General features: G+C 36.5%; 13 protein-coding genes. 2 read left to right on the plus strand and 11 right to left on the minus strand.

Features of this window, described 5'->3' with window-relative positions:
- Positions 1–8: 8 nt before the first annotated feature.
- The 11 genes from AXA65_RS18795 to AXA65_RS18850 all read right to left on the minus strand — a co-directional run bounded on the left by AXA65_RS18795 (position 9) and on the right by AXA65_RS18850 (position 11,974).
- Positions 9–1,256 (minus strand): oligosaccharide flippase family protein, encoded by a 1,248-nt coding sequence (locus tag AXA65_RS18795; RefSeq protein WP_165596633.1) that lies wholly within the window; start codon positions 1,254–1,256, stop codon positions 9–11.
- A complete protein-coding gene (locus AXA65_RS18800) occupies positions 1,256–2,905 on the minus strand; it encodes an asparagine synthase-related protein (protein WP_063971583.1) in 1,650 nt (549 codons plus the stop codon). The genes AXA65_RS18795 and AXA65_RS18800 overlap by 1 nt, the downstream gene beginning before the upstream one ends.
- On the minus strand, positions 2,906–4,021 hold the full coding sequence (locus tag AXA65_RS18805; RefSeq protein WP_131797853.1) for a glycosyltransferase: 1,116 nt from the start codon (positions 4,019–4,021) through the stop codon (positions 2,906–2,908).
- Positions 4,022–4,062: 41 nt separating this feature from the next.
- Positions 4,063–4,551: a hypothetical protein gene (locus AXA65_RS18810; protein WP_063971585.1), complete on the minus strand. Its 489-nt coding sequence runs from the start codon at positions 4,549–4,551 to the stop codon at positions 4,063–4,065.
- 157 nt (positions 4,552–4,708) lie between these two features.
- Positions 4,709–5,494, minus strand: coding sequence for a (Fe-S)-binding protein (locus AXA65_RS18815; protein WP_063971586.1), 786 nt, complete (start codon positions 5,492–5,494; stop codon positions 4,709–4,711).
- A 51-nt stretch (positions 5,495–5,545) separates the two neighbouring features.
- A complete protein-coding gene (locus tag AXA65_RS18820; protein WP_063971587.1) occupies positions 5,546–6,862 on the minus strand; it encodes a (Fe-S)-binding protein in 1,317 nt (438 codons plus the stop codon).
- A 3-nt stretch (positions 6,863–6,865) separates the two neighbouring features.
- The gene (locus AXA65_RS18825) at positions 6,866–7,819 is read right to left on the minus strand and encodes an MlaD family protein (RefSeq protein WP_063971588.1); all 954 of its coding nucleotides are present in this window, start codon (positions 7,817–7,819) and stop codon (positions 6,866–6,868) included.
- 117 nt (positions 7,820–7,936) lie between these two features.
- Positions 7,937–10,081, minus strand: a complete 2,145-nt coding sequence (locus AXA65_RS18830; protein ID WP_063971589.1) for a SurA N-terminal domain-containing protein — start codon at positions 10,079–10,081, stop codon at positions 7,937–7,939.
- Between the two features lie 130 nt (positions 10,082–10,211).
- Positions 10,212–10,808, minus strand: coding sequence for a hypothetical protein (locus AXA65_RS18835; protein ID WP_131797854.1), 597 nt, complete (start codon positions 10,806–10,808; stop codon positions 10,212–10,214).
- Positions 10,809–10,823: 15 nt separating this feature from the next.
- A complete protein-coding gene (locus tag AXA65_RS18845; protein ID WP_063971592.1) occupies positions 10,824–11,402 on the minus strand; it encodes a hypothetical protein in 579 nt (192 codons plus the stop codon).
- Between the two features lie 14 nt (positions 11,403–11,416).
- Positions 11,417–11,974, minus strand: coding sequence for an RNA polymerase sigma factor (locus AXA65_RS18850; RefSeq protein ID WP_063971593.1), 558 nt, complete (start codon positions 11,972–11,974; stop codon positions 11,417–11,419).
- A gap of 140 nt (positions 11,975–12,114) precedes the next feature.
- On the opposite strand from AXA65_RS18850, the gene AXA65_RS18855 reads away from it, so the two are divergent.
- Together AXA65_RS18855 and AXA65_RS18860 are read left to right on the plus strand one after the other, a co-directional pair.
- Positions 12,115–12,864, plus strand: coding sequence for a Rossmann-like and DUF2520 domain-containing protein (locus tag AXA65_RS18855; protein ID WP_063971594.1), 750 nt, complete (start codon positions 12,115–12,117; stop codon positions 12,862–12,864).
- Positions 12,865–12,975: 111 nt separating this feature from the next.
- On the plus strand, positions 12,976–13,872 hold the full coding sequence (locus AXA65_RS18860) for a GLPGLI family protein (protein ID WP_063971595.1): 897 nt from the start codon (positions 12,976–12,978) through the stop codon (positions 13,870–13,872).
- The last annotated feature ends 45 nt before the right edge of the window (positions 13,873–13,917 follow it).

Raw genomic sequence — 13,917 nt, forward strand, 5'->3', positions numbered from 1 at the left:
AAATTCTTTCAAGACAATTTTCGGTAGTAGGATAAGAATCCACCCATCAATAATAATCCTGTGATGAATAGCGTCAGAGATTGTGCGATGGCCATTCCTTCGACCCCAAATTTTGGAACCAGGAAAATGGCAGAACCCAACAGAATGATCAATGCAGCTCCAGAAATAATGGTATTATAAGCCATTTTTCCAACTGCAGATAAAAGATTTCCATAGAGATTCCTGAGGATCATATTGAGAAGAAATGCTGCTGTAAGGATTAAAAATGAGGTTTCGATTCCTTGATATCTCTCTCCGAAAATCATTGTCACGATAAAATCCTTCAAAAAATAAAAAAGGATAAAAAGAACCAAACAAAGCGGAATGAATATCTTGTAATAATTTGATATATAATATTTTAAATATTTTTTATCCTTGTGATTTCTTGCCAGTTCCGGAAAATCGCTTTGCATAAAGGTCAGTGCAATAAAGGTCAAATTGGCCGGGATCAATATGGCGGTCTTGTAATCTGCAACGGCTGACTCCGTCATCAGAAAACCCATCAGAATGATGTCCAAAGAAAACAACGCATCTCCTAAAACGGCTGTTCCCGCAGTGAAAAATCCGTATTTCCAAATTTCCTTTTTTGAGAGACCTGGCAATGTGGTCTTTTTTGAAAAGTCAATAGTCTTGAACCAAAACAAGGCGATGAATGGCATGATCGTAATTGCGAGCAGATAACCAATCAATCCCATAAAATATGTCAGGACAAGTGTTGCGACCAGTCCAAAAACATTTACCACATTATTGAGTTTTGCAAATTCTTTGTTTTTACCGTTGATCCGCAATTGCGACTGGATATGATTGTAGAAAAAAAAACCGATCAGCCGGACAGAAAAAGCTAAAAATAGAATGATGACCTTCTCAAATTTATCAAGATAAAAGAAAGACGAAAGCAGAAAAATTAAACTTAGTACGAGTTGATAATAAAAACCGTACTTCAAGAGATAGCTGGAAAGTTTGTTTTTCTCTTCAGTTGTTTTGGATATAGAACCATATCTCAAGAGAATCTGCTGGCTTCCGAATCCGCTAAATGCTAAAAAAATAGCCGACAATGATGCAACAATGCTGATCAACCCGAAATCATTTTCCGGTAACAACCGGATGATCGCAACCGAACCAATAAAACCACAGATCTTCGCAATGAGCAAAGAGCCAAAGACAAAATGACCTTTGTTCTTAAAGAAATTTCTGATGAAATCCGATAGGTTTCCCACTAGCTGAAAAATAACTTAAAAATAGCCAAAATATTAACGCCCTGGCTTTTCTGGTAAAAGTCTTTTTGCACGAAAAGAAAATCGACATCTTTTTTCAGCTCAGGGAAATTTTCCAAACGCCAGATATTTTCAATAAAATATGATTGATAGTAATCCTGAATATCCTGCGAATTGTAATAATAAAACTCGTATGGATACATACTTGTTTTCTCGGTTCGCTTGGTAATTTTGGAATTCCAAATTTTGAAAAATCTCTTTTTTACCTTTGGTCCAAACGTGCTTTTCCATTGCGCATTTGGCTTCATTCCCGTTTTTTCCCAAACGTAATCGCTTGCATTGGGAGTAAATCGATTAAGCCATTCCAAGTAGAGTTTCTGATTGACCTTCCATTTTTCGGGAAGACCAATGGCGAATTCCAACATTGTTTTCGACATAAAAGGCGAGGTTTGGTATGCATCAAATTGTTGGATGACCTGCGCGCCCAAAACAGTTCTGTTGTAAGCCACATTTCTGAGATAGAACAATTCCTCTGATTCGTATTGTTTCAAAACTTTTTCAAAATCAGACTTCACTTTCGGAAGAAACTTTGGATTGACGACAATTTTAAATTCACCAGGTTTTTTGCGATAAGGAACCGTGTTGAAACCTCCGAGAATACCATCACCAATCGAACCGCTATGCACCAATTTGAAATCTTTATTTTTCAAATTTTCAAAAGCATATTGAATATGGATCCCGCCTGTGAAAAGTCCGCAACCTTCGGATAAAGCTGTAAGTTTATCGATATATTTCAAATAACTTCCGCCATCCAAAGATTGAAAAGTGTAAGGAATCTTGTAGTCTTTCGCAATTTGTCTGGAAATGGTCTCGTCCAAATAACCGGACTGTGAAAAACAAAACGCCTCATCTGGTGTTTCGCCCAATTTATCTGCATAAAGCATAGCAATTCTACTGTCCAAACCGCCGCTTAATAATGTGAAGTGTTTTGATTTTAGCTCATTGTCTTTTTGATATTCTAAAGCAATATTTTCAGAAAAAATCGAATCCAAATCCTGAATTGCCTTCTCTTTAGAATCTTTGTAATAGTGGATATTATTCAGGTCAAAATATTTTCTCTCAATAATGTTCTGAGTTTTTAAATCGATTTCGATGTAATGTCCGTCTAGAATCTTGAAAACATTTTCAATTGGCGTTTCATTTTCCAGCATATTTCCGAAGGTCAATAATTGATAAAGATTATCGATGTTTGGGCTGACGGAAATATGATTTTTTCTTAATGAATTACTCAGTCTTACCAAATGAGAATCAATGAAAATCTGTCCATCTTGCTTCGTGTAAAAAACACGTTGGGTAGATGTTGGATTCGTAAAAACAAAGATTTTTTGTTCCAATTTATCCCAAATATAGCCACGGAATTCCCCATCAAGTTCTTTGATAGCAATGATGTTTTTTTCTTGATAAAGTTTTAGGAAAAAATCTGAAAATACAGAATCGGAAGCACTTTGCAGAAGTTGCTTTTTATTAAGGATGATTCCTTCAATTACGATTTGAAGTTCTTCATTTCGGAAAATGAAAGAGTCGTAATCGTTTTCAAAATAAAGATTGGTCTCAATCTGACCTTCAGAAATATGAATATTAAATCCTTTCATTTAATTTAATATTTCCTCGTAAACATCTGTGAATTGTTGCGCAATCGCGTTTTTGGAAAAGGTCGTTTCTGCGTAATCTGAGATTTCCTTTTTATTGGTGATCACCTTTTCATTCAGTAATGCCTTCATCGCATTTTCCAAAAGACTTTCATCCGATCTCTCAACCAATATTCCGAAATTGTCAGGGAAAAACTCAGAGATTCCTCCAACATTTGTAGAGATCACTTTGATTCCCGATGCGAAAGATTCTGCAATTACACAAGGTTGATTCTCATCTTCACTAAAAAGGATGAAGCAATCGGAAGTCTTCAATTTTTCGGAAACTTCTGGTAACGTCAAAGTATCAAAAACTTCGATTTGGTTTTCGAAACCTTCTTTCTGTACAATTTCTCGCAACGTTTTGGTTTCACCGTCGCCACCGATTTTTAATTTTAATTTGTAACCTTCTTTTAGTAATTTGATGGAAACATTTAATATTTTATCTGCATTTTTCCTTGGAATCAAATTGGAAACGTGGACGAAAGTAAAATCATCAAGAGCTGAATTATTTGGTTCAAAAAGCTGTGTATCAACAACATTCGGAATCACTTGCATTGGTGTTGTAATTCCCAATTCTGCAAGGCTAGCCTTCAAATCATTGCTAACCGGCAACATCATAGAAGATTGGTTACCAATGAATTTCGCTATTTTCTTCACGGAACCAGATGTAGAATCTTGATTAATTTTCCGAAGAGCTGTCCAATGTTCCGTCACTACAAACGGAATTTTGAATTTCTTCTTCAGATAAACCGCAAAAAGCATATTGTTGTGAAGCACGTTGGCGTGCACCACATCTGGTTTTTGCATTTTCACAAATCCCATTTTGTAAGCCTTCATTCTTCTGATGAAATTCTGGATCGGGTTCTTAGAATTTTTGTAATAAATGATCAAAGTTCTGATTCCATTAATCACTTTATCATCAAAAATGTAAGTTTCTTTTTGGTCAAAATCTCCGATGGTGTGAAGGATCTCCACATCGTGTTTCATAGCCACGGCTTCTGCGTGGCGTTGCACAAAATTACCATTCGTAGGTTCTAGCTTATTCGGAAACCAGGAAGAAAGGAAAAGTATTTTCAAAATCTGATCTTGAAATTAATTGAATCGTGAATTCATGATAATTAAGAAATAGAAGAAGCCCAACTTCTACTGAAAGGCTGGATAAAATGGCTCAAAAAATCTAAGTAAGTGTTTTTGGAGAAATCGAAAACCTCGATGTCTTTTGACAATTCGCCACTTCTGATCTTGTTCTTAAAATCAATTAGTCTCAAAGTTTTGACTTCACCGTTTTCAATAAAACTGGCTTTCATTCTGTCAAACAAGCCAAGATCAAATTCCGAATCCAATTCTCTCATCACTTTTCCCAAAGCATCGATGCTGCAACCGGAAGCCGCTTCTTTTTCCTCATCGACACAGATGATGATGAATTGATTTTTTTCAATCTTGAAAGAAGAAGACAATTCTTTCCCATGTGCTGCCCAATCGCCCAAGAAATCGTATAATTTCTCTGCGATGGTCTTACTTTCTTTTGCTGTAAAAGGTCTTGAAGCTGGATAGATGATCACGCGGTAATCGCTCGTCTCTACAATATTTGATTCCTCGATTTTCATAAGAAGATATTTATTGATTTTTATTTATCTAATGGAATCGCCTATGCCGATTTCATTTTTGTATTTAAAGATATAAAATTACGGATTTTTATCCAATTCTGTAAAAACGAAAAACCCAGAATTGCTCTGGGTTTGTATTTCTAAAAAGTCTTAAAGTTTAAAGATCATCCGCCTCTGCCAAAAGCTCTACGATATCTTTAACTTCTACTTCTGTATTTTTATTGAAATGCTTTACACCATCTGTCATCATCGTGTTACAGAAAGGGCAACCCGTTGCGATGATCTTAGGTTCGAAAGAAAGTGCTTCTTCTGTTCTCTCAACGTTGATGTCCTTATTGCCTTTTTCAGGCTCTTTGAACATCTGAGCACCACCAGCTCCACAACAGAGTCCGTTGGTCTTGCAACGCTTCATTTCTACCAATTCAGCATCCAATTTTTCGAGCAGCATTCTTGGCGCTTCATATTCGTCATTGCCTCTTCCGAGATAACAAGGATCGTGGAAAGTGATCTTCTTACCTTTGAAACTTCCACCTTCGATTTTCAGTCTGCCATCATTCATTAGATCTTTTAAGAACTGTGTGTGATGCAAAACTTCATATTTCCCACCCAAACTTGGATATTCATTCTTCAAAGTATTGAAACAATGTGGACAAGCCGTCACGATCTTTTTGACTTCGTAAGCATTTAGAACTTCGATGTTGGTCAAAGCCATCATTTGGAAAACGAACTCGTTTCCAGCACGTTTTGCGGGATCGCCCGTACAAGATTCTTCCTGACCCAGAACAGCGAATTCAACCCCGATCTTATTCAGAATTTTGCAGAATGCTTTGGTTATTTTTTTAGCACGATCATCGAAGCTTCCGGCGCAACCAACCCAGAAGAGAACTTCAGGAGATTTGCCTTCTGCAGCGTAATCTGCCATTGTTTTTATAGTGAAATCCATTTGTTGTAAAATGTATTTTGTATTAATGTAAAATGTACTTTTACTTTCAGATTAATCTTTTGCCCAATTCAAGCGGTCTGCCTGATTGTATTGCCATGGCGCAGCATTATTTTCAACGTTTGTCATCATCAAGTTTAATTCTTGTGGCGCCGCAGATTGTTCCATGACCAAGAATCTTCTCATTTCGAAAATGATGGATAATGGATCGATAAGCACCGGACAAGCTTCTACACAAGCATTACAAGTTGTACAAGCCCAAAGCTCTTCCTTGGTAATATAATCATTGACCAATTTTTTCCCGTCTTCTACAAATTTACCTCCATTCTTGTTGATGTTCTTTCCTACTTCCTCCAGACGATCTCTGGTCTTCATCATGATCAACCTTGGCGATAATTTCTTACCTGTGATGTTAGCAGGACAAACTGAAGTACAGCGTCCACATTCTGTACAAGAATAAGCACTCATCAATTGATGTTGGTTAAGGTCGAAAACATCTTCCGCTCCAAATTTCGAAGGTGCTTCCGCTTCTCCTTCTGCCGGAGCAGCGTAAGGATCTGCATTTGGATCCATCATCAATTTGATCTCTTTTGTAACAGAATCCAGATTATTGAATTTCCCTTTTATCTCAAGGTTTGAAAACCAAGTATTTGGGAAAGCTAATATAATGTGAAGATGCTTTGAGTAATAAAGATAATTCATAAAGAACAAGATCCCGACAAAGTGAAACCACCAAGCCGATTTCTCAATAATGTGAAGTGTCTCTATGTTAAAATCCTGGAAGAACGGAAATAGGTATTTTGAAATTGGAAAATTGCTTCCGAAACGATTGGCATCAGCATAATAATCGGCACCGTTCATTGTGAAGAAAGCGACCATCAAAGCAAACTCGATGATCAGAATCCAATTGGCATCTTTCTTTGGCCAACCGAACAGTTCCTTCATCGTCAGTCTTTTGACACCGTAGAAATTTCTTCTGATAAAAAACACCACGACTGCAATCACCACCAACAAAGCTAAAACTTCTAAAGTTGAAGTGAAAAATGCGTAGAAAGAGTCACCTAAAATCCCTTGTAAAAATCGATGTGTTCCGAAGATCCCATCGATGATAATTTCTAGTAACTCAATATTAATAATAACGAAACCAACGTAAACGAAAATATGCAAAATACCAGCAATCGGGCGTTTTACCATTTTACTTTGTCCGAGCGCAACTCTGGACATGATTGCCCACCGTTCTGCTTTTCTATCGGTTCTGTTGATCTCTCTTCCTAACTTGATATTGCGATAGATCTCTTTCAGACTTTTAAAGAACAGTCCGAAACCAGCAATTAAAAGAATCAGGAAAATAGCATTATCAATATATTGCATATGTTATTTTTTGTCTGCGTTTTTACCAAATACCGAGAAGTTCACGTATCTCTTAGGGTTGACTTTGAAGTCCTCTACTAGCTCATTAAGATTTTTTGAAGTCTTTGTAAGATTGTTGTAAAGCTCTTCATCTTTCGCCAATTTACCAAGAGAACCTTCGCCGTTTTGTATGCCGGAAATAACGTTATTCAGTTTGCCAGCCGTTTGGTTGAACTGGTCGATTGTCCCATTCAATTTATCGATGTCCACACGTTCTGCAACAGAACCATATTTATCCAAAGTCTTATTAGCTGTCAACATTGCCACATTGGCATTAGCCACAACTTCATGCAGACCTTTTTCGTTGTTTGCTAAGATTGAATTCGTTCTGTCGGATGCACCTTTGAAAGATTCGACGGTTCTATTAAGATTGGAAAGCAACAATTTAATTTCTCTCCTGTTTTGCTCATCAACAATTTTGTTGGTGCTTGCAAGCGTAGAATCCAATTTCAACAATACATTTGACAATTGGTCTTTCACTGGTTTTACCTGAGAAGACAAAGAGTTAAGCATCGATAATTGATAGTTTCCCTTCAAAGTATCGCCGTCTTTTGCTGTATCTCCACCGTAGAACAAATTGATCTTCATCTCTTTTCCAGACATTAATCCTGGCTCGAAGATCTCAACGGTTGAATTTTTTGAAAATTCGAAAGTATCATCAATGGTCACTTTCACCACGAAATGCAGTTTACCATCTTTTGTAGTGATTGGTTTTATCTCGTCTACCTGACCGACTTTCAATCCATTGATAGAAACGGGATTGGAAACAGAAAGCCCTTCCACATTATCATATTTTGCATAGAAAACATTGTCTGTCGTGAAAAGGTTTTTACCTTTCATAAATTGATACAATACAACGAAACCTATAATGGCAAAAATAGCGATGAGCCCTGTTTTTAATTCTTTACTTAACTTCACGTTTTTTGGTTTTACTAATTAGCAAATATATGAATATTGGATCTATAATTGTTATAAATAAAAAACAACAAAAGCGACAATTATGCCGCTTTTGTTTATTCTTAAATAATTCGAAAATTATTGTTGAGGCGATTTATCCCAAACTTCAATTCTGTAATCTTTGATCTTAGCGTTATCCTGAAGACTCTTCAAGAATGCGCCTGTAAATTGCTGAGAATTCTGTTGTGTGATAGATTCTGTGATTTGTTTGATATCACCTGGCAATTTGTTGGTCGTCACTGATTTTTTAACTACCAAGTAAACACCAGTCATCCCTTCGATCGGCTGAGATAATTTATTCACAGCAACTCCGAAGGCAGCTCCAGCAACCTTAGGCTCCATCGCTCCATTTACAGAAGGATTGAAGACATTGACTGCAGCACTAGCTTTGGTTGTCCCAAGTGCTTTTGCAGCTTGATCTAGAGAAGCATATTTTCCAGCGTTGATCTTCTCAAGGATTTTCTTAGCAAGAACTTTGTTTTTTACGATCGGTTCGATCTGATCTCTTACAGTTTCTGGGTCAGCAAGACCTTCATCCTGTTTTCCTACAACATAAGCAACGATTCTGTCGCCAGTTCCTTCTACTGTAAAGATATCTGTATCACCAATTTCTCTTTTCTTATCAAAAGCCCAAGCGATAACGTCACCATCCTTGTCTGTTCCTATTCCTGGAAGTGTCCCTTGGAAACGGCCAACCATTTTCGGGTTATCAAACTTGTATTTGTTTTTTTCTGCTAAGTTCTTGAATTGGTTAAAGCTTTTTCCTTGAGTCTGCTGAATGAATCTAGTAGCCTGAGTCAAAACTTGATTTTCAGTTTTGTCAGAAGCTTTGATATTTTTAGCTAAGTGAGCAATTTTGTAAGTCATTGCACCACTTTTCTTGTCTTCAACATTGATGATGTGGTATCCGAAAGCTGTCTCCTGCAATCCAGTTGTACCTTTTGCATTGTTTGCCAGAAAACTAAGATATCCAGGCGCAAATTGACTTGCTGGTGTTGTCCAACCTACACTACCGTTTCTTTCAACAGCATTTGGTTCGTCAGATAATTTAAGTCCTTCAGCAAATTTCGCTGGATCCGCTTTGATCACTGCTAATAAACTATCAGCAGTTTTCTTAGCTGCTTCTTTGGTTCTAGTTGCTGTAGATCTTTCCGCACCTTTGTAACCAATCAAGATATGTTTTGACAATGTAGAGTCAGAAGCTTTTTTATCCAATAATTTTGATACCACATAAAGCGTTTGCTCTTTGTACGGTCCAAAAGTCTGTCCGATGGCAGCTGTTGCAATTTTATCTTTCAACTCAGTTGGCAATTGAGCTGGGCTAACGTACTGAGGAATGAAAGGCACATCAGAATTAAGTTCTACAAACATAGAATCATTCGTCGTGTTCTGGAAGTTTTCTGCGCCATTGGAAGCATCAGTTCCTTTAAGGAAAAGTTTATTGATCTCATTAAGTGTTGCAGCATCGTCCTGAGCACTTGGTGCAGCTGGGAAATAAGCATAAGCAATATTTCTGCTAGCTGTAGCTTTGAATCTTGTTGGATGTAATTTGATATAATCTGCAAGATCCTGAGTTGTAACTTTTACATTGTTCTTTTTAGAGAATTCAAGATAATCAACTTTCACGAAATCGATGTTTGCCATCTCATCACGGAATTTCACCATCAACTCAGCTTCTTTTTTGCTGGTTGTAATTCCTGATGTGATGTTTCCAAAAAGCATTCTCGCCATCATTCTATACTCGATAGCTTTTCTGTTTTTCAACCAAAACGTATAGTTTTCAGGATTTGTAGCTTGAGATTTTTCAATCTCACCTTTGATATCCTTTAGTTTGAAGTTTCCTTTTTCATCAAAATATTGTTGATTCTGAGCGAAAATAGGATCATATTGCAATTGGCTCCAGAAAGTCTCATCTGAAAGTGTAAGACCCGTTTTTTCAAATTGTTGTTTGATCAGTTTGGACTGCACAAGGATCTGCCAAGCCTGCTCTTCCAGACCTTTTGTAGGCTGACCTTGTTGCTGAGCCTGCTGTTGCATGATGAACAACTGGTCATTCAACTCGTCTCTTGTGATCTCTTCGCCATTCACTTTACCCAAAATGTTTGGATTTTTACCAAAAACCTTGTCTATAGTGTCAGGATTTACCAAGAAAGCCAAAAGTGCTAATGCAATAACTCCTACTAATAGCCACGATCTTTTTCTAATTTCGCCTAAAATTGCCATTTTATATTATATGTTTATAATCAGTGTGCGAAAATACATAATTTTAACAGAATAGGAAAAATTATTTAGAAACATTTGTGAATGTGTTACATAAAATAAAAAAAACCTCTAAAATATAGAGGTTTTGAAGCTATTTGTCATTTTTTTTATCAAGCATCTTTTCGCGCATTTTCCCTTCTGTCTGGAAGAGCGTCAGAACTTGTTGCGGCGTGAGTATCCTTAAGAATTTATCAGCATAGGTTTTCCTGTTGTTGAGAAGCTGCTGGCCAACCTCAAAACTTTGGTTGAGGCGTTTTGTAGCATCTTCATCAGAAAGATTATCCAGATTTTTATCTACGTGGAATTTCTCCTTGATCTGCTTTTGATTATTCTGATATTCGGCATACAGCGTTTTGAACTCATCTTGTTTTTCCTTAGGAATATCAAGGTCATCGATCACGATATTCTCTTTAATGTTTTGAAGGAAAACGCTTCTGTCTTTTACAGACATATTGCTTACCGCTTGCTTTTTCTCCTGCATGTTCATAGATTTCCATTCAGAAGTTCTGGGAATTGTTTGTCTCTGCGTAGATCCTGAGGGTAGTAATGAACTCGATGGCACACTTCTGTATGATGGACTTGTGGTAGTGGTCCTTCCAGAAGTATTTCCAGAATTTCGCCGCTGCCCTTTTATGGTATGTACGGAGGAAAATCCGGCAATCAAAACAATTAATAAGAATTTATTCATTTTTCTGATTTTTAATTAATTATACAGGTCAAGATAAACATCTTGTTCACTATTTCTATCAATATCCTTCAATTGGTCCGGCGTGAAGGCCGCTAAAACTTTTTCTACATCCAGATCGGATTTTTTATTCGTCCCAACAGCGTAATCTTGTCTGTCTGTGATAATTCTATCAGATGAAGTTGTCGTTTTGGAGTCAGATGAAGCTAAAGCAGAATGTGTTTTCAAATGTTTTGGCTTTGAAGTTTCATTTTGGGTTTCAATTGAAATATCATTTTTTGCAATCAAATTAGTAGAAGTCTTGTTAACAGGCTGTTCAATTTGATAAACACTATCAACAATTGGTGCTTGCTGAGCAATAGTAACTTCTGGATCATTATTAAAACCTAAAAATGCAGTGATCCCAGCAATCAGAACTACTGCTGCCGCTGCCATCCACTTAAAATCAAGAGCGAAAACTCTCGTTTCTTTTTTAACCACAACCGTTTCTTTGCCAACAGTTTGCGAAATGACATTCGCCTGCATCTGTTTGAAAAAATCCTCCGAAGGTTCCGGATAAGGCGTTTTTTTGCTTAGTTTTTCTATATCGATTTTCATTTCCTTTTATTTTTTTAAAACTCTTGCGAGTAATTGTCCTTAATATAATTTTCTACTTTGTCTTTGGCGTAGTGGTAATTCGTTTTACAGGTTCCGACCGACATATCCAAAATCTTCGATATTTCTTCGTAAGGCAAATCATCATAATACCTCATATTGAATACCAATTTCTGCTTTTCCGGTAAAGTCTGAATCGCTTTCTGCAAAAAAACCTGAATCTCCTCAGCATCTTGTCCTGCATTATCCGCTACCAGATTCTGCATATGATATTCTGCATCTTCATCTGTCTTTTTCATCCGGTTCATTTTGTTAAGCGCTTGCAATGCTTCATTGGTAGCAATTCTGTACAACCAAGTGTACAATTTGCTATCACTTTTGAACTGATGAATATTTTGATACGCCTTGATAAATGTATCCTGCAAAACATCCTGAGCGCCGTCGTGGTCGACAATCAACCTACGGATATGCCAATAGAGACGACTCTGATAAGCATCCATCATCGCACGCAAACCTTTCTCTACCGTTTGAGGTGCAGTCAGCAGGTTTACAATTTCCGCATCTTTGAGCTTCATTCAGATGTTTCGTAGTTTTGATTAAAAAATAAGACCAAAGTTAAATTATTTTTTCAATTTCTTTGGATATAGCTAAATCTAAAATCGAGACTTAAATATATTAGTCAAATCCAAATCTTCAAATCCTTATCTTTGTTCTTATGAAGACAGTAATCATCGGCTCGGGAAATGTGGCTTATCATTTGGCAAAAGCTTTCACTCAAAATAATATTAAGGTTCATCAGATCTTTGGGCGAAATGAAATTGAACTTTCTAACATCTCAAATGAGTTTAATATTCCTTATTCAAATGAAAATCTTGAAGAAGCGGAACTTTACATCATCGCTGTTTCAGATTCTTCCCTGGAAAATGTTTCCGAATTAATTAAAAATGAAAATGCGCTCGTTGCCCACACTTCTGGTTCTCTACCAAAAGAAATATTGAAAGGCAATTACCGAAAAGCAAGTTTCTATCCTTTGCAGACTTTCTCGAAAACCAAAGTTCTGGATTATTCCAAAATTCCGTTTTTCATAGAAGCTGAAGATCAGATCGATGAAAAATCATTGTTCGAATTAGCTTCAATCATTTCTGAAAATGTAGAAGTTTCAAATTATGAAAAAAGAAAATACATTCATCTGACTGCAGTTTTCGCTTGCAACTTCGTGAATCATTTATTTGCCAGAGCTAAGGAAATTTCGGATTCCCAGGATCTGGATTTTAATTATTTCCTTCCTTTAATTAATGAAACCGTTGAAAAGATTTATCATCTCGACCCAAAACTTGCCCAAACTGGACCAGCCGTGAGAGGTGATGAAAGAGTTTTGAAACTTCACGAAGAATCGATTACAAATGAAGAACAGCTTGACATTTATAAAACGTTGAACGAGTCTATCAAAAAAATGTATCAATAATTGTGTAACATTTTAAAAAATCCTGCACTAATTATTCAGATACAAAAAATACTATTTATGAAATTGCTCACGCAATTGCATATGACAATTAAAAAAAAATAAAAATCGCTTATGAAATCTCTCAAAAAATTGTTCATCATTCCAATACTTTTATTTGGATTTATAGCATCCGCGCAGCAAACAGCCAATCGTTTTTTCTACGAATTAAGTTTTAAACCGAAAAAAGATTCTGCAAAAATTGACAAAGTGATGACAACGCTTGATATCGTTAAAGATAAATCAATCTACCAAGACTTTACTTTCCCAGCTCAGGATTCTATCATCAAAGTAGCCGTGGAAGAGATGGAAAAAACAAAGACATGGAAAGACATTTCCAAAATGATCAAAATGCCAAAATTCTCATACAAGATTTCCAAAGTATATCCATCTATGGTTGAGACCTACAGCGATAGAATCAGCAGAAACCTTTTCGGATATGAAGAAAACATCAAATTTGAATGGAAGATCACAACTGACAAGGAAAAAATCGGAGAATACAATACTCAGAAAGCGACGACAGAATTTGGAGGTAGAAAATGGACCGCTTGGTTCGCAACGGAAATTCCTTTCCAAGATGGCCCTTATAAATTCTATGGATTGCCTGGGCTTATCGTAAAAGTTGAAGATGAAGGTAAAAATTACTCTTGGTTGCTATCCGGAAACAAATCTATAAAAGACTGGAAAGAATTGACCTATGCTGAAGAACTGAATGCAAAATTCGGGATGAGCAATGAGTTAAAAATAATTCCAAAAGATAAGTTCGAGAAGTCTTATGCGGCTTTCAAACAAGATCCGATGGCGGAAGCAAGAACTCAGGTTCCACAGAATATGCTTAGCATGAAAATGCCAGGAAGCGATGTAACCATTGGTGAGGCCTTAAAAACTCAAGAAAAAATGCTGAAAGATTTCTTCAACAGCAACGACAATCCGATCGAGGTACAAACTGTCACAGACAAAAAGAAAAAATAAAATCAGAAACCGGGAAAATTGCTTCCCGGTTTTTTTATGATTAAT

The organism is Chryseobacterium sp. FP211-J200 (assembly GCF_001643375.1).
GTDB lineage: Bacteria > Bacteroidota > Bacteroidia > Flavobacteriales > Weeksellaceae > Epilithonimonas > Epilithonimonas ginsengisoli.

Excerpts from the sequence above, each read along its gene's own strand:
- AXA65_RS18860 (WP_063971595.1), top strand. The coding sequence starts at position 12,976 with ATGAAATCTCTCAAAAAATTGTTCATCATTCCAATACTTTTATTTGGA.
- AXA65_RS18810 (WP_063971585.1), bottom strand. The coding sequence starts at position 4,551 with ATGAAAATCGAGGAATCAAATATTGTAGAGACGAGCGATTACCGCGTG.
- AXA65_RS18855 (WP_063971594.1), top strand. The coding sequence starts at position 12,115 with ATGAAGACAGTAATCATCGGCTCGGGAAATGTGGCTTATCATTTGGCA.
- AXA65_RS18815 (WP_063971586.1), bottom strand. The coding sequence starts at position 5,494 with ATGGATTTCACTATAAAAACAATGGCAGATTACGCTGCAGAAGGCAAA.
- AXA65_RS18835 (WP_131797854.1), bottom strand. The coding sequence starts at position 10,808 with ATGAATAAATTCTTATTAATTGTTTTGATTGCCGGATTTTCCTCCGTA.
- AXA65_RS18830 (WP_063971589.1), bottom strand. The coding sequence starts at position 10,081 with ATGGCAATTTTAGGCGAAATTAGAAAAAGATCGTGGCTATTAGTAGGA.
- AXA65_RS18845 (WP_063971592.1), bottom strand. The coding sequence starts at position 11,402 with ATGAAAATCGATATAGAAAAACTAAGCAAAAAAACGCCTTATCCGGAA.
- AXA65_RS18820 (WP_063971587.1), bottom strand. The coding sequence starts at position 6,862 with ATGCAATATATTGATAATGCTATTTTCCTGATTCTTTTAATTGCTGGT.
- AXA65_RS18800 (WP_063971583.1), bottom strand. The coding sequence starts at position 2,905 with ATGAAAGGATTTAATATTCATATTTCTGAAGGTCAGATTGAGACCAAT.
- AXA65_RS18850 (WP_063971593.1), bottom strand. The coding sequence starts at position 11,974 with ATGAAGCTCAAAGATGCGGAAATTGTAAACCTGCTGACTGCACCTCAA.